Consider the following 15,661-nt stretch of genomic DNA (forward strand, 5'->3'; position numbering starts at 1 on the left):
AAATATGTTGTCAGGCTTAGGTAATGTGATGGCCAATTTGTTTTTAATCATTTTGACCATTATTTTTATGTTATTTGAAGCGCAATCTTTACCTAAAAAGTTTCATTTAGCGCTTGATGATCCAGACATGCGTTTAAAGCAAATTGATAAATTTTTGCACTCAGTAAACCAGTATATGGTGATTAAAACATTGGTCAGTATCGGAACGGCCATTATCATTGGTGTTGGTTTATCGATTATTGGAGTTGATTACGCTTTGCTTTGGGCTGTTATTGCTTTTTTGTTTAACTATATTCCAAATATTGGTTCTATCATTGCGGCTATCCCGGCAGTCTTATTAGCGTTTATTCAGATGGGGCCAGGGGCTGCTGGTTTTACTGCACTTTTATATCTTGGTACGAATACAGTAATGGGCAATGCCGTGGAACCACGGTTTATGGGCCGAGGTTTGGGGTTATCAACTCTAGTAGTGTTTTTGTCATTAATCTTTTGGGGCTGGTTATTGGGTTCGGTCGGTATGCTGTTATCTGTTCCATTAACCATGATTGTTAAAATTGCACTTGAGTCTAGCGAGGGCGGAAAATGGTTTGCCATTTTATTATCAGACGAAATCCCTGTTGAGCCGGACAAATCTCAACAGCCAGATGCCGAAGAAACAACTAACGTTGATAAAGCATAAATTTTCTTTAATAGCTTATTTATAAAATTGTGAATGTAAAAACATGAATTTAGTGTGTGAAGATTTTCCACTTGGGCAAGCTCTTGCTCAAGTTCAATTAACTGATGAACTTTGCCGTGTATTTCACGGCAGAGGTGGTCGATTTGAAGGTTTTGAACACCTTTGTTTAGATTGGTTTAAGCCTGTGTTGCTATTAACCAGTTTTAAAGAGCTATCAGAAGCTGAGCGTTTTACTTTGACTGACGCAATAGCCGAAGTATGGCAACAAAGCCACAGCGAATTGAGTTTTAATCTTGTATTTCAATATCGAAATGCTGGTAAAACAGTCACTGAAATAGTGTCCGGTGCAGTGCCTGAAAAACATATCATCACAGAAAATGGTGCCGATTTTTTAGTACACCTTTTACGTGGTCAAAATCATGGTATTTTTTTGGACATGGCAAACGGTCGTCGATGGGTTAAAGACCATGCAAAGGATAAAAAAGTACTCAATCTTTTTGCATATACTTGTGCTTTTTCAGTTGTCGGTTTGCAAGGCGGTGCGACTGAAGTCGTTAATATGGATATGAGTAAAGGCGCGCTGAGTATTGGTAAACAAAATCACCTTTTGAATGGGTTTGAATCAGGAGCACGTTTTCTTGGTCATGACATATTCAGGTCGTGGGGTAAGCTTACAAAATTAGGCCCTTATGATTTAATTGTTGCCGATCCACCAAGTAATCAAAAAGGCAGTTTTGTGGCAACTAAAGACTACGTAAGACTTTTACGTAGACTACCAGAACTGTTAGCTGAGCAAGGAGAAGTGTTGCTGTGTTTGAATGCGCCAGAGTTAGGATGTGATTTTTTAATGGAACAGGTCACTGAAACTGCGCCAAATATTGAGTTTGTTGAACGTATTGAAAACCCGCCTGTATTTGCAGATGTCGACGAGCAAAAGTCATTAAAAGTATTGCGATATAGAGTAAGACGCTAAACTGAACCTCTTCCAGTCAATATCATTTATTTAGCACAATTGAATATCAATTCAATTGTGCTTTTTTGTTTGTTTATGGAAATAATCAAAATTGTATTCAGTTTCGTGTGGAGAGACTTTAAAAGTTTTCGTGTTTTGCCTATTTAATAATCGCAAATGAATGATTAACAAGTTGATAACTTTTGACTAAGCGGCTATATATACTTAGGTATTAGAAACGATTTTCAATTGTATTCATTTTGTAAGTCATTTTCTTGTCACTATAGAGTTGGATTAGTTAAGTCAAATATAAATCCATACAGAGCAATTGTTTAGTTTGTTTTTATGATCTAGATCAACAAATATTCGCTTTACCAATTTGTGAGTATATAGTTTAGTCTTTGATTAAAGATAAAATTCTCGCAATTCTTAGTAGGTAACAACTAAGTTACATTACTTTCTTTATAACCCTCTGCAGGAGGCTCCATGAGTACAGATCTGCAACGTGAAAAAAGCCTAGAATTTAAAATTTTTATATTCTTAACGGTTTTTTTAGCACCAATCTTATCAGCACTGTTAGTCAGTGCACTTGGTTTTACCATTTGGTTCAGTCAAATCCTTTCAGGCCCACCCGGTGCGGGTTAGTTTAATCTAACAAAAATAAATAATAGAGAAGTAAGTGTCGATGAGCAAAAAAGAAATCCATGTAACTAGCCTAATTGTTCAAGTTCAACCAGAACAAATGGCTGAAGTTCGTCAGAAGATTATGGCGATGAAAAATGCTGAATTATCAGTGAATAATGAAATGAAAATTGTAGTGGTGATTGAAGGGCCAACACAGCGCTCTTTAATGGATGACATCTCTACCATTAATGCAATCCCAGGTGTGTTAACTGCCACTATGGTTTATCACCAAAGCGAAGAGCTAGAAGAGGGTGAAGAATGAGTATGAACAGACGTGAATTTATGAAAGCCAATGCTGCTATGGCAGCAGCTGGTGTTGCTGGTATGGCTTTACCCGCATCAGCGAGTAACCTGATCACTAGCTCGGAGCAAACAAAATTAGAGTGGAATAAAGCACCATGTCGTTTTTGCGGTACTGGCTGTTCAGTCATCGTCGCTACGAGAGACGGTAAAGTGGTTGCTACTCACGGTGATGCTAAAAGTGAAGTTAACCGTGGTTTAAACTGTGTTAAAGGCTATTTCTTATCAAAAATCATGTATGGACGCGATCGTCTTCAAACTCCAATGTTAAGAATGACCGATGGTAAATACGACAAGAATGGTGAATTCACTCCTGTTAGCTGGGATATGGCATTTGATACCATGGCTGAAAAATGGAAGAAAACCATCAAAGCTAAAGGTCCAACGGCTGTTGGTATGTTTGGCTCAGGTCAGTGGACAGTTTGGGAAGGTTACGCTGCAGTTAAACTGATGAAAGCGGGTTTTGGTTCAAACAATATTGACCCTAACGCTCGTCATTGCATGGCTTCGGCAGTAGGTGGCTTCATGCGTACCTTTGGTATAGATGAACCAATGGGCTGTTACGATGATATGGAAGCGGCTGATGCTTTTGTATTGTGGGGCTCAAATATGGCAGAAATGCATCCTATTCTTTGGACTCGTGTGACTGACCGACGCTTAAGTGCTCCTCATGTAAAAGTGGCGGTATTGTCGACGTTCCAACATCGCTCATTTGATTTAGCCGATTTGCCGATTGTATTTACGCCACAAACAGATTTAGCAATGTTGAATTTTATTGCTAACTACATAATTCAAAATGACAAAGTCGATAAAGACTTTATCAGTAAACATGTTAATTTCCGTAAAGGTGAAACTGACATTGGTTATGGTTTACGCGCATCACATCCATTGCAGAAAAAAGCAAAAAATGTCGGTACTGCTGGTGATTCAACCCCAATTGATTTTGAAGAGTTCAAAAAGTTTGTTGCTGATTATGATGTTGAAAGCGTTAGCAAGCTGTCAGGTGTTCCTGAACATAAATTAATAGAACTGGCTGAGTTATATGCTGACCCTAAAAAGAAAGTTACTTCTTTCTGGACTATGGGCTTCAATCAACATACTCGCGGTGTATGGTGTAACAACCTAATTTATAACATTCATTTACTAGTGGGTAAGATTTCGACTCCGGGTAACAGTCCATTCTCGTTAACGGGTCAACCGTCTGCGTGTGGTACCGCTCGTGAAGTGGGGACTTTCTCGCATCGTCTACCTGCAGATATGGTGGTCACCAACCCTAAGCATCGTAAACTTGCCGAAGATATTTGGAATATTCCAAGTGGTATTATTCCGCCTAAACCTGGCTACCATGCTGTTGAGCAAAACCGTCGCCTTAAAGACGGTGATTTGAATTGTTATTGGGTTCAAGTTAACAACAACATGCAAGCTGCGGCTAACATGAACGAAGAAGGTTTACCGGGCTACCGTAATCCTGACAATTTCATCGTTGTTTCTGATGCCTATCCAACAGTTACTACTCAAGCAGGTGATTTGATTTTACCTTCAGCAATGTGGGTAGAAAAAGAAGGCGCATATGGTAATGCAGAGCGTCGTACTCAGTTTTGGCATCAAATGGTACAAGCACCTGGAGAGTCAATGTCAGACTTATGGCAGTTGATGGAATTCTCAAAACGCTTTACTACTGACGAAGTTTGGTCAAAAGACGTCCTTGATGCTAATCCGCAATTCAAAGGTAAAACATTATTTGAAGTGCTTTACCAAAACGGTAACGTTGAGAAGTTCCCATTAAGTGATGCCGACCCTAAGTTTATGAATAATGAAGCGAAGCATTTTGGTTTCTATGTTCAAAAAGGTTTATTTGAAGAGTACGCTCAATTTGGCCGTGGTCATGGTCATGATTTAGCTGATTTTGATGTGTACCATACTGAGCATGGTTTGCGTTGGCCTGTGGTTGACGGTAAAGAGACTAAATGGCGTTACCGTGAAGGATCAGATCCTTATGTGAAAGCGGGTAAAGGCTTTGAGTTTTACGGTAAACCAGACGGTAAAGCGATTATTTTCGCCTTGCCATATGAGCCAGCACCTGAGGTGCCAGATGAAGAGTTTGATATTTGGCTATCAACAGGCCGTGTTTTAGAGCATTGGCATTCTGGTTCGATGACGCAACGTGTACCAGAGCTTTACAAAGCCTTCCCAGATGCAGTGTGTTTCATGCATCCTGATGACGCTAAAAAGCGTGGACTACGCCGTGGTGATGAAGTGAAAGTTATTTCTCGTCGTGGTGAAATTAAAACCCGCGTTGAAACAAGAGGGCGTAATAAGCCACCAATTGGATTGGTTTTCGTACCATGGTTTGATGCTAGCCAGCTGATTAATAAGGTCACACTTGATGCGACAGATCCTTTGTCAAAACAAACTGACTTTAAAAAGTGTGCGGTTAAGATTGTCAAAGCCTAAGGAGAACGACCATGAAAGCACGTAAAATTTTATCAATGATTGCGTTATTGGGCTTCTCTTTTAGTTTGATGGCTGCAACTGTACCTGAAGACAAAGTGGCGACATTACGTTTAGCCCCTATTGAAGTCGAACCAACGCCACCAGTAATGCAGAAGGTAATTAACTCTGATGTAAAACAAGTGCGTAACTACCCAATGCAACCGCCGATTATTCCGCACAAAATTGACGGATATCAAGTTGATTTGAAAGTGAATAAATGTATGCAATGTCATGCTCGTAACAGTACAGGACATTCACAAGCACCTATGGTGAGTGTGACACATTACATGGATAGAGATAATAACTTCTTGGCTTCATTATCACCACGTCGTTATTACTGTACTCAATGCCATGTAGCTCAGTTGGATGCTAAGTTACTCGTTGAAAATGATTTTGTGGATGTTAAAGAACTCATGAAAGAATCTTCTAAAGCTGAGCACTAGGAGCGGGTATGATTGGAAAATTAATAGAAAATCTGAAGCTAATTTGGAAAGTACTAAACCGTCCAAGTATCCACTACAGTCTTGGTTTTCTTACTCTAGGTGGCTTTGTTGCTGGTGTGATTTTCTGGGGTGGCTTTAACACTGCCCTAGAAGTGACGAACCAAGAACAGTTTTGTATTGGTTGCCACGAGATGGAAAACAATGTTTATGAAGAGTTGAAAACAACGATTCATTTTACTAACCGCAGTGGTGTTCGAGCAACGTGTCCTGATTGTCACGTCCCGCATAATTGGACTGATAAGATTGCCCGTAAAATGCAGGCTTCGAAAGAAGTATGGGGCAAAGTATTTGGTACGATTAACACTCGTGAAAAATTTGAAGCTAAGCGTCGTCACTTAGCTGAAAATGAATGGAATAGGCTTAAAGCAAATGACTCGTTAGAGTGCCGTAACTGTCATAACTTCGATTATATGGATTTCACTCGCCAGTCTAAGCGTGCATCACAAATGCATTCAACATCTTTAGCAAGTGGTGAAAAAACCTGTATTGATTGTCATAAAGGTATTGCACATGAATTACCTGATATGGCTGGAGTGGAAGGTTTCTAATACTCCCACTGTGATAAAGTCGCAAAGATTTTAGTCAGTATGTATCATAAAAGGTCAGCGTAAGCTGGCCTTTTTGTCACTAATGAGGCTATATTAAAATAGACGAATTTTACAGCAGTTATAGAGACTTAATTTGGCTAATATGTTTTAAACGAACACTGAAGCAGGATGCATGCAGAAATTCAATTCAATATATAATGACGTTAAAACATTACTCAAGCCCAGACTAGCTTTGCAGTTCTTGGCTATGATGTCTTTTAGCTTTGCGTTGCCTATTGACGTTGCTTCGAGCGAGATTTCGTTAATCACTCACCAAGATAAACAACCATCTACTGTCGAATCTAAAGATTCCAATGAGCTATTAATAAAATGGTTAGACTCTGAGTTTCAACCTTCAACGTTATCAATTTCCCAGCAATTAGAAGAGCTAAGTTGGTTTCAGAATAAATCACAACCTTTTAAAGGCATGACCATTAGAGTTGTTTCTGAGCGAATAAATACCCACCAATATGAAGCCAATATTTTAGCTAAAGCTTTTTACGAAATAACCGGAATTCATGTCATTCATGAGTTAACTAACGAAGACGATGTGATTAAAAAGTTTTCCGCTCAAATTATGACAGGCCAACGTCTTTATGATGCCTATATTAGTGATAGCGATCTTATTGGTAGCCATTTTAGACAACAGCATGTGATTTCGATAACTGATCTGATAAATAATCAAGCAAAAGCCTATACGCTTCCATCACTCGATTTAAATGATTTCGTTGGCCTTGCTTTTACTACCGGCCCAGATGGAAAAATATATCAATTACCCGATCAACAATTCGCTAATTTGTACTGGTATCGGAGTGATTGGTTTGCCAAACCGGAGTATCAAAAGTTGTTCGAAGCCAAGTATGGATATCCATTAGGAGTTCCGCAGAATTGGCAAGCCTATGAAGATATTGCGGAGTTTTTTACTGCTGATATTAACGAGATAGATGGTATTAAAATATATGGGCATATGGATTACGCCAAATCAGACCCTTCACTAGGTTGGCGAATCTCTGATGCGTGGTTATCAATGGCTGGTGTTGGTGATAAAGGGCTGCCTAATGGCTTGCCAGTTGATGAATGGGGTATTCGTGTTGAGGACTGTCATCCTGTGGGGGCAAGTGTTGAGCGAGGGGGGGCGTTAAATAGTCCTGCTGCGATATACGCCATAGAAAAGTATAAAGAGTGGCTAGTTAAATATGCGCCACCAGAAGCGCAGCAGTTAACCTTCTCAGAATCTGGAGATTGGGCAGCCAAAGGCAATATCGCCCAACAAATATTTTGGTATACCGCATTTGTGCCTGACTTTACAAAACAAGGCTTAGCTGTGATGAATCAAGATGGTACGCCGAAATGGCGAGTCGCTCCATCTCCTATCGGCAAATATTGGCAAAAAGGCATGAAGTCAGGATACCAAGATACAGGTGCTTGGACTTTCTTGAGTCACACGCCAGAAAGCCATCAAATTGCTGCTTGGTTGTACGCTCAATTTGTTGTTTCAAAGACGGTCTCATTAAAGAAAACACTCGTTGGTTCAACGCCTATTCGTCAATCGGATATAGATTCTGATTACATGACAGAAAGAGCACCTTATTTAGGTGGTCTAGTTGAGTTTTATCGAAGTCATGCGAGAAATATTTGGACGCCTACTGGAACCAATGTGCCTGATTATCAAGGGATGGCGGGTTATTGGTGGCAAGCTATAAGCCTCATTATTGAAGGGAAACTATCTGTACCGGAAGGATTGAATACGCTAGCAGAGCAGATTGATAATCATTTACTTGAATTACAGGAGCAAAATTTAACTTGTGGGCCAAAAGTGAATAAAAAGGTTAACCCCTCGGTTTGGTTGAATAAACCTGGTGCCCCAAAAGCGATGATGCCAAATGAAGTTAAAGGCAAAACGTTACCTTTTGAGGAGGCAATCAATGCTTGGTAATAAACAGGTTTATTCTTGGTTTTGCGGTTGCTTTATAATTATGAATGTTTTTTTATCTCAAATGGTTTTTGCTTCCGAAATTACTGTTTACACCTATCAGCACGTTCCGTTTGCAGAACAAACGGACACTACACATCAAGGATTGATAATTGATATTATCGACGAGATGTTTTCGCGAGCTGAAATCGAATATAAGGTGGTTTTTAATCCATTAAAACGTGGATTGACGATGACAAAAAGAAGCCATAATGTGTGTGTGTTACCTATTGTGCGCACCCAACAAAAAGAAAGTGATTATCGCTGGGTTGGGCCTGTTTTGATCTCGCGCTACGGTTTATTCAGTTCAAAGAGTCAAGCAATCCCTTTAGTGACGCTTCAAGATGCTAAGCCATTATCTATTGGTACTTATTTAGGCAGTGGGATCAGTGAATATCTGACATCATTTCGGTATCAAGTTCAGGTTACCAATGATGATGCATTAAATATCAAAAAGCTTGAAAGGAATCGCATCGACCTTTGGGCTGCTGAGTTGATTAGTGCCCAAGCCTTAATGAGACAATCTAAAATTCAATTGGGGGAGCCAGAACTCATTTTTCATACCTCTTTACGGGCGATGGCGTGCAATAAAACCTTGGATAGGACCCAGCATGAGGCGTTAGTGGATGCGTTAAACAGCATGTATCAAGATGGGTTTATGGAAAAAGTAAATTTAGCCTACGGTGCTTCCTTGTAGGTAGGCAGAGGAAAGCTTTTTTATTAAATTTTGTTGAGAGTAAAAGAGTATGTCGATTTTCCAAAATCTGCCATTAACTGGTTGTGTAATTTAATTTTTTGAGTTGGTACTAGAGAAAAGCCATCTTTTTTATTTATTATAACCATTGGCTTCAAAGAGCTTTTTAAAACACCAGACTCATCACTCGGTAAAAACGAAATAACACTTTCATTCTCAGACCAAATACCTGATGAAAAACCATAAATTCCAATTTTTCCTTCAAGTGATGACTGATAGCTTCCGTCATCATTTAGCACTAAATTAGTGTTGTTACCAAAACCATCATCATTTAAGTATGTCCCTATAACGTTTTGGCTTAATTTTATGGGATTATTGGTTGATGTATTAGCAGCACAACCAGTTGTAAGGATGATCATAGAGTTAATCAGCACCTTGTAGAACATTTGAGTCTCCCTTGTATTCAAGTTATTACAAGTCTTACAAAGCGTAAGTGTAATGTTAAAAATGTAGTGCTAAAGTTTATTTTGTTAATGGGGTGATGGTATGTTCGTTTAATGAATGCAAGTGATTGAAGTCACTTATTTGACGTTTGACACCTGATTGACGCTTTATTTGCTCAGTATGTTATCAAGCTCTCCTTTTTATTTGAGCGACTTAGGATACATTTTTTAACAATTGAGCTCTGCATTTTTGTTACAACTAAAGTGCTACATGGAAGCTTGTTTGGTCTATAAAAAGTATTGTTTGCAAAATAATTAAGTTAACAAACTATACTTACTACTATTCAGCTAGCTCTCAACGGATGAGATATCCGCTGATAACAACACGAGCTTTGTTTGGAGGGGTATTATGTCTATGGTGAGTTCTAAAGATTTTGCTAACTGGCTTAAGTTACAGTTTGATCAATTAGAGTCTGGGGTCAGTTTAACTAGGGAAGATATTAATCAATTAACCGGGCGGCAAGGTTTCTCGTTGGTGTTCATTAACGACATTCATTACGAGTTGATGCAACATGGTATTGCATTTGTTACTGACACATACAGGCAAGACTTTTATATGGTAAAGGTGCAAGATAAGCCGTGGCGGGATGAATTGGAAAATGCTGGCCATCAGCAAACATTCTCCAATATTATTTCAATTAATATGTCGCGTTAAAGCTGATTTTCGATGTTGTTTACAAGGTAAGCGGTAAAGTCTTCACCGTTATTTTGAAGCATTTTTGGAAACATCGAAATGGGTGTAGAACCAGGGAAGGTATTAATTTCATTTAATAATATTTCATTCTCATCTGTTAAAAAGAAATCAATTCTTGATAAATGTCTGAGCTTCATTCCTTTAAATGCCTTTATGGCATACTCTCTGATTTGTTGTGTTACTTCTGCGGATAAGTTTTGCGCGACAATGTCCGTTCTGGCTTTGCTGCTAGCATTATATTTTTCTTCAAAAGTGTAAAAGGTATTACTTGCACAAATAATTTCCCCGGGTAATGTGGCAATCACTTCACCTTGATATTCATAAACTGCCACTTCAAGTTCTCGTGCAACGATGGTTTTCTCAACCACCACAGACGGTGCAAAACCAAAAGCATCATTTAGGACTTGTTCGACTTGTGATGCATCATCAACTTTATAACAACCAACAGATGACCCTTGAGACGCTGCTTTTACAAATACAGATCCCCACTGTTTAAGTGCAATTTTCGTTTGTGAAACAGCCTCTTGAGTTAAATCATTTAAGAAAATATAAGGTGTGTTAGGAATACCTAATGCAGTAAACCACATTTTAGCTGTAATTTTATTAAAGCAGTTACTTGATGCCTCAGATTCACAACCAAAATAAGGCAGTTGGATCAGGTTAAAATATGATTGAATATCACCTGTCTCTCCGGGAAAGCCGTGAATACAAGGAATGGCATAATCTACAGGCCATGCGGGTTTACTTTCATTATCAAAACGAACTTCACGGCGGTTAGTTAACTCACATCGATTACCTTCTGTATCGAAATAGTGGCCATTAGCATCAAGCTCTAGTCTAAGCAGATTTACTTTATCTGACTTTGCTAAAGATGATTCAAAATAGTTAGCTGACAATACTGAAACATCGTGTTCAGCGCTGCCTCCGCCACAAATTAGCAGTACATTGATAGTTGTCATATAGCCCCGTGAGAAGTTGACGGTGAAAATAGGTTTATCGTTGGTTCATGATAATGAACTGGTAAGGTTTAGTGCAAGCAAGGTTTTCGGTAACTGCTTATCTAATCATCAATATGGGTTATTAATTACTAAAGTTTAATTATTCGCCTTCATCTATACAAAATAAACCAGTTTGTCAGCCAATCAAAAGGCCTTGCTGTTAATCAACAAGGCCTTAGTTATTGACGTTGATTCGCCTATTTTACCAGCCAATGAGATAACGGCTCTTTTTATCGAATAATTTCTTGATCGCAACGGCAATGAAGTAAGAAATGACGATGACTAGCATAGTGACAATTAATGTGGTGAGAATATTCCCGCTACCCGCTAAGCCGAAAATATCTGGACTGTTATAGATCATCCACCAAGGAGTCGTTATCCAAGGATGAATAAAGTAAATTGCAAAACTGACTTCGGCGAGCTTTTGCAGTGGCTTAATACTGATGTGTTCAAATTTATTTAAAATCGCCAATATGACAAAAGTCAGTAATATCTTTTGTGGCAACATCAAATCAGGCACAGTCAGTTCAAGTGCTGCTTTATTTAAAGTACCCGCACCAAACCAATGAGCTTGAGCAACTGCTAATACGATGGCGAGTAGTAACATCAAAATCCAGTATTTATCGATGAATGGAAATAGTTTGTCTCTGTGCGCCGAGCCCCACACTCCAAATAAATAGACAGGTAAAAAATAAAACAAAGACTGAATCGCGTTAAGGTTTGACTCTGGTCTATGGATTAGCATGGCAATTATAAATAATGGTACTGCTACGAAAAGGAGGTGTTGACGCTTGATTAAATGCATTACCCAAGGAGATAGAGCAAACAACATCATTCCCATTGGAATATACCAATACGCGGTTAATGTTCTGCCAGTGATGACATACCAGCTTGCTGCAACAACGGGCTTCTCAATATCGGCATACATTACATGCATCGCTGGATCTGTACCGATTGATAAGTGCCAAAATATCCAAGGTAGTGATAGCAATATATAAGGCAAGAATACAAACTTGGTTTTGCTTTTCATGTATTTCTTATAATCCCAGCGATGATAAAACACGTGGTGGAATAAAAAACCTGAAATAAACACAAAAAATACCGTGCCATTCATCATTAAATTAAACCAAGCTTTATCGGCTAATGTTTCGACCTCCCAACCGGCAGGGCGATAACAGTGAGCCATAACGATAAAAATAATCGCTATTCCACGAAAGTGATTAATGCTGTTTAAAAAGCCTTTTTTCTCAGCAGGTTTTACGTTAACTGTTTTTGCACTCTCTGACATATTAAGCCTTGATTCTATTATTCTTTAATAAGAAATATCAGTGTTACTCCATTGTGCTTTTATTGTTAAGAAATAACAATACTAGAGCCACTTTGTTTGAATCTTCTTATTGCAATTAAAAACGTACTGAAATGTTGACGTCCACGTTAGACCTTTGTCGACAATGAGCTGGTTTTATATTGACCATGCCAATAAATGAGCATATATTGTCGACAATTATTCGAAATATAGCTTAACTTTATTCTAATGACATTCTTTAACGAACAGCCAGTAACCGTAGCTGATAAGACTTTCTTTGAATTGCGCAAAGATATTGTCGAGGGCGATATTCAAGCTGGCTCAAAATTGAGTGAAACTGAACTGTCGACAAAGTATCAAGTAAGCCGTGCCGTTATTCGTGAAGCGATTAATCGGTTAGAGTCATGCCATTTGGTTGAGCGCAAAGCAAATGTTGGCGCAAGAGTTGTGGCGTTAACGCCCGAAGGCTTGATTGAGCTATATCAAGTTCGTGAGTCGTTGGAAGGCATGGCTGCAAGACTTGCTGCTAAAAATATGTCACATACTGAAATTGCTGATTTAAATTCCCTGCTGAATCGTCATTTTGACGAAGTTCAATCAGGCGAATCCTATTACCAAGAAGCCGGCGATGTCGACTTTCATTACCGCATCATATTAGGCAGTAAGAATAAACATCTTATTACCGTGCTTATTGAGGGCATGTATCACCTTATACGTATGTATCGCGTACAACTTGGTATGGCAGGTCCACGTGTCACTACTGCATTTGATGAACATAAACACATAGTCAAAGCGATTTCGAACCGTGATGAAGAGCTGGCAGAAATGCTCATGCGCCGTCATATCATGTACTCAAAAGCCAATATCGAATCGAAGCTAGAAAACTAATAAACCAACAAATCCATTCAATCGCACGTGTATTAACAGCAAAACACGGCAAGCCATTGAACACAATTGCACAATAAAGAGAGGGAAGTCATGAGCGCAGGCAAAAAATTCCGTCAAGCACTAGCTGACAACAAACCACTACAAATCGTCGGTACTATCAATGCTTATGCTGCAATGATGGCAAAACAAATAGGTCATCAAGCGATATATTTATCAGGCGGCGGTGTTGCAAATGCATCATACGGTTTGCCTGATTTGGGTATGACGTCATTGAACGATGTAATCGTTGATGTGCAGCGCATTACTTCAGCCTGTGATTTACCGTTATTAGTGGACATTGATACGGGGTGGGGCGGCGCATTTAACATTGCTAAAACTGTTCGTGATATGGAAAAAGCAGGCGCAGCAGCGGTGCACATGGAAGACCAAGTAGCGCAAAAGCGTTGCGGTCATCGTCCAAATAAAGAAATAGTTTCAACAGAAGAAATGGTTGATCGCATTAAAGCTGCGGTTGATGCGCGTATTGATCCTGACTTTTTCATCATGGCTCGCACTGATTCATTTGCTCAAGAAGGTTTAGAGGCGGCAATCGCTCGCGCTAAAGCTTATGTGGCAGCAGGTGCAGATGGTATTTTTGCAGAAGCCGTTAAAACAGAAGAACACTATCGTGCATTTTCTGAGGCGTTAGACGTGCCTATTCTGGCGAACATTACAGAGTTTGGCCAAACAGAGTTGTGGAATAAAGAGCAGCTAGGTGAGTGGGGTGCAGACATGGTGCTTTATCCATTAAGTGCCTTCCGTGCAATGAATAAAGCTGCTGAGAATGTCTATTCAGCAATTTTAAATGATGGTGACCAAAAAGCGGTTGTCGATACCATGCAAACTCGTATGGATTTGTATGATTACCTGGGTTATCACGATTACGAGCAAAAACTAGATAGCTTATTTGCTGAAGGTAAGAACAAGTAAACAACATAAATATTAATGTAAAAGCTGTCTGCTAGAAGTTATGCGCTAATTGTTGGTATAAAACGTCAGTATAAAAATTAGCCAAACATTGTTTTGGGACAATGACAATTTTTAGCAAGCAGATAAGTTAGAAAGAGTAATGAAGTAAGTGTTAACAGGACCTAATAAATAATAAGCATCTTTGATTTATCGAATATGTGAAAAATAGCAGAAACATAAAAGAATAGGACATCATTATGGTAGACAAGAAATTAAGTGGCGCGGGCCTTCGAGGTCAAAGCGCAGGTGAAACAGCATTATGTACCGTGGGTAAATCAGGCTCTGGTTTAACTTATTGCGGTTATGATGTGGCTGATTTATCTGAAAATGCCACCTTCGAGGAAGTCGCATACTTACTGTTTAACGGTGAACTGCCAACACTAGACCAACTAGAAACCTACAAAACGGCACTAAACGCTCAGCGTGATTTACCACAAGCGCTAAAAGAAGTACTACAACGTATTCCTGCAGATGCACACCCAATGGATGTGATGCGCACAGGTTGTTCATTTTTAGGTAATTTAGAACCAGAAATGGATTTTACTCAGCAAAATACTGCTGCTAATCGCTTACTTGCCGCTTTTCCTGCCATCATGTGTTACTGGTACCGTTTTAGCCATGACGGCGTTGAAATTGACTGTGTTACAGATGAAGACACCATTGGCGGTCATTTTTTAAAGCTACTTCGTGGTGAAACGCCATCTGAGCAACATCGTAAGGTGATGGATGTCTCGTTAATCCTTTATGCTGAGCATGAGTTTAACGCTTCAACCTTTACCGCTCGTGTTTGTGCATCAACATTATCTGATATGTTCTCATGTATTACTGGTGCTATCGGTACACTTCGTGGTCCATTACATGGTGGCGCCAACGAAGCGGCGATGGATATGATCCAAAAGTTTACCTCACCAGCAGATGCTAAAACTCAAATGGCTGGCATGCTAGAGCGTAAAGAGAAAATCATGGGATTTGGGCATGCCATTTATCGCACCTCAGATCCACGTAATGTGATTATTAAAGCGTGGTCAGAAAAACTTGCCCATGAACATGGCGATACCAGTCTTTATGATATTTCTGTTGCCTGTGAAGAGTTCATGTGGGATAGCAAAAAACTATTCTGTAATGCTGACTTTTTCCATGCCTCGGCTTATCACTTCATGGGTATTCCAACCAAGTTGTTTACGCCTATTTTCGTATGTTCTCGTTTAACGGGTTGGGCTGCGCATGTTATGGAGCAGCGTACTAATAACCGTATTATCAGACCAAGTGCTGATTACACCGGTTCAGAGCCTCGTACAGTAACGCCAATTAGTGAACGATAAAGCGTAAAGGCTGACGGAATCCGTCAGCCTTTTGTTTATTTAAACGCGAATAAATTAGTTTGTTTTACATCTTTTTAT

At 39.3% G+C, this 15,661-nt stretch carries 16 protein-coding genes; 13 read left to right on the forward strand and 3 right to left on the reverse strand.

Annotated features, from left to right (window positions below):
- The 9 genes from K5Q58_RS15665 to K5Q58_RS15705 form a co-directional block, all read left to right on the forward strand.
- Positions 1-679, forward strand: a 679-nt coding sequence (locus K5Q58_RS15665) for an AI-2E family transporter (protein WP_220754846.1), incomplete at its 5' end; no start/stop codon positions are given.
- Between the two features lie 43 nt (positions 680-722).
- Complete coding sequence (locus tag K5Q58_RS15670) at positions 723-1,652, forward strand: class I SAM-dependent methyltransferase (protein ID WP_220754847.1); 930 nt, start codon at positions 723-725, stop codon at positions 1,650-1,652.
- A gap of 465 nt (positions 1,653-2,117) precedes the next feature.
- Positions 2,118-2,276 carry a periplasmic nitrate reductase, NapE protein gene (locus tag K5Q58_RS15675; RefSeq protein ID WP_220754848.1) on the forward strand — a complete coding sequence of 53 codons (159 nt, stop codon included), beginning with the start codon at positions 2,118-2,120 and terminating at the stop codon, positions 2,274-2,276.
- Between the two features lie 40 nt (positions 2,277-2,316).
- Positions 2,317-2,577 (forward strand): chaperone NapD, encoded by a 261-nt coding sequence (locus K5Q58_RS15680; protein ID WP_220754849.1) that lies wholly within the window; start codon positions 2,317-2,319, stop codon positions 2,575-2,577.
- Between the two features lie 2 nt (positions 2,578-2,579).
- Entirely contained in the window at positions 2,580-5,069 is a 2,490-nt protein-coding gene (gene napA / locus K5Q58_RS15685; protein ID WP_220754880.1) for a nitrate reductase catalytic subunit NapA, read from the forward strand.
- A gap of 11 nt (positions 5,070-5,080) precedes the next feature.
- Positions 5,081-5,551, forward strand: coding sequence for a nitrate reductase cytochrome c-type subunit (locus K5Q58_RS15690; protein WP_220754850.1), 471 nt, complete (start codon positions 5,081-5,083; stop codon positions 5,549-5,551).
- Positions 5,552-5,559: 8 nt separating this feature from the next.
- Complete coding sequence (locus K5Q58_RS15695; protein WP_220754851.1) at positions 5,560-6,159, forward strand: cytochrome c3 family protein; 600 nt, start codon at positions 5,560-5,562, stop codon at positions 6,157-6,159.
- Between the two features lie 172 nt (positions 6,160-6,331).
- On the forward strand, positions 6,332-8,134 hold the full coding sequence (locus K5Q58_RS15700) for an ABC transporter substrate-binding protein (RefSeq protein ID WP_259651366.1): 1,803 nt from the start codon (positions 6,332-6,334) through the stop codon (positions 8,132-8,134).
- A 40-nt stretch (positions 8,135-8,174) separates the two neighbouring features.
- Positions 8,175-8,867 (forward strand): ABC transporter substrate-binding protein, encoded by a 693-nt coding sequence (locus K5Q58_RS15705; protein ID WP_259651367.1) that lies wholly within the window; start codon positions 8,175-8,177, stop codon positions 8,865-8,867.
- Between the two features lie 23 nt (positions 8,868-8,890).
- Here K5Q58_RS15705 and K5Q58_RS15710 read toward each other — a convergent pair whose 3' ends face one another.
- Complete coding sequence (locus K5Q58_RS15710; RefSeq protein WP_220754853.1) at positions 8,891-9,310, reverse strand: hypothetical protein; 420 nt, start codon at positions 9,308-9,310, stop codon at positions 8,891-8,893.
- Between the two features lie 406 nt (positions 9,311-9,716).
- On the opposite strand from K5Q58_RS15710, the gene K5Q58_RS15715 reads away from it, so the two are divergent.
- Entirely contained in the window at positions 9,717-10,022 is a 306-nt protein-coding gene (locus K5Q58_RS15715) for a hypothetical protein (RefSeq protein ID WP_220754854.1), read from the forward strand.
- On the opposite strand, the gene K5Q58_RS15720 is transcribed toward K5Q58_RS15715, so the two are convergent.
- Both K5Q58_RS15720 and K5Q58_RS15725 read right to left on the reverse strand, forming a co-directional pair.
- Entirely contained in the window at positions 10,019-11,020 is a 1,002-nt protein-coding gene (locus tag K5Q58_RS15720) for a D-alanine--D-alanine ligase (protein WP_220754855.1), read from the reverse strand. The two genes, K5Q58_RS15715 and K5Q58_RS15720, sit on opposite strands and share 4 nt — an antisense overlap.
- Before the next feature lie 241 nt (positions 11,021-11,261).
- The gene (locus K5Q58_RS15725) at positions 11,262-12,347 is read right to left on the reverse strand and encodes an acyltransferase (RefSeq protein ID WP_220754856.1); all 1,086 of its coding nucleotides are present in this window, start codon (positions 12,345-12,347) and stop codon (positions 11,262-11,264) included.
- A 246-nt stretch (positions 12,348-12,593) separates the two neighbouring features.
- Here K5Q58_RS15725 and K5Q58_RS15730 point away from each other — a divergent pair, with 246 nt between their 5' ends.
- The 3 genes from K5Q58_RS15730 to prpC all read left to right on the forward strand — a co-directional run bounded on the left by K5Q58_RS15730 (position 12,594) and on the right by prpC (position 15,583).
- Entirely contained in the window at positions 12,594-13,253 is a 660-nt protein-coding gene (locus K5Q58_RS15730) for a GntR family transcriptional regulator (RefSeq protein ID WP_220754857.1), read from the forward strand.
- 90 nt (positions 13,254-13,343) lie between these two features.
- Positions 13,344-14,222: a methylisocitrate lyase gene (prpB, locus tag K5Q58_RS15735; RefSeq protein ID WP_220754858.1), complete on the forward strand. Its 879-nt coding sequence runs from the start codon at positions 13,344-13,346 to the stop codon at positions 14,220-14,222.
- 236 nt (positions 14,223-14,458) lie between these two features.
- On the forward strand, positions 14,459-15,583 hold the full coding sequence (gene prpC / locus K5Q58_RS15740; protein WP_220754859.1) for a 2-methylcitrate synthase: 1,125 nt from the start codon (positions 14,459-14,461) through the stop codon (positions 15,581-15,583).
- Positions 15,584-15,661: the final 78 nt, after the last annotated feature.

Origin of the sequence: Shewanella sp. KT0246 (assembly GCF_019654955.1) — a bacterium.
Classification (GTDB): domain Bacteria; phylum Pseudomonadota; class Gammaproteobacteria; order Enterobacterales; family Shewanellaceae; genus Shewanella; species Shewanella goraebulensis.

Bases quoted from the DNA above. Each gene is read 5' to 3' on its own strand.
- K5Q58_RS15705 (WP_259651367.1), top strand. From the start codon at position 8,175: ATGAATGTTTTTTTATCTCAAATGGTTTTTGCTTCCGAAATTACTGTT.
- K5Q58_RS15670 (WP_220754847.1), top strand. From the start codon at position 723: ATGAATTTAGTGTGTGAAGATTTTCCACTTGGGCAAGCTCTTGCTCAA.
- K5Q58_RS15695 (WP_220754851.1), top strand. From the start codon at position 5,560: ATGATTGGAAAATTAATAGAAAATCTGAAGCTAATTTGGAAAGTACTA.
- K5Q58_RS15730 (WP_220754857.1), top strand. From the start codon at position 12,594: ATGACATTCTTTAACGAACAGCCAGTAACCGTAGCTGATAAGACTTTC.
- K5Q58_RS15720 (WP_220754855.1), bottom strand. From the start codon at position 11,020: ATGACAACTATCAATGTACTGCTAATTTGTGGCGGAGGCAGCGCTGAA.
- K5Q58_RS15690 (WP_220754850.1), top strand. From the start codon at position 5,081: ATGAAAGCACGTAAAATTTTATCAATGATTGCGTTATTGGGCTTCTCT.
- K5Q58_RS15700 (WP_259651366.1), top strand. From the start codon at position 6,332: ATGCAGAAATTCAATTCAATATATAATGACGTTAAAACATTACTCAAG.
- prpC (WP_220754859.1), top strand. From the start codon at position 14,459: ATGGTAGACAAGAAATTAAGTGGCGCGGGCCTTCGAGGTCAAAGCGCA.
- napA (WP_220754880.1), top strand. From the start codon at position 2,580: ATGAACAGACGTGAATTTATGAAAGCCAATGCTGCTATGGCAGCAGCT.
- K5Q58_RS15725 (WP_220754856.1), bottom strand. From the start codon at position 12,347: ATGTCAGAGAGTGCAAAAACAGTTAACGTAAAACCTGCTGAGAAAAAA.
- K5Q58_RS15710 (WP_220754853.1), bottom strand. From the start codon at position 9,310: ATGTTCTACAAGGTGCTGATTAACTCTATGATCATCCTTACAACTGGT.
- K5Q58_RS15680 (WP_220754849.1), top strand. From the start codon at position 2,317: ATGAGCAAAAAAGAAATCCATGTAACTAGCCTAATTGTTCAAGTTCAA.
- prpB (WP_220754858.1), top strand. From the start codon at position 13,344: ATGAGCGCAGGCAAAAAATTCCGTCAAGCACTAGCTGACAACAAACCA.
- K5Q58_RS15675 (WP_220754848.1), top strand. From the start codon at position 2,118: ATGAGTACAGATCTGCAACGTGAAAAAAGCCTAGAATTTAAAATTTTT.
- K5Q58_RS15715 (WP_220754854.1), top strand. From the start codon at position 9,717: ATGTCTATGGTGAGTTCTAAAGATTTTGCTAACTGGCTTAAGTTACAG.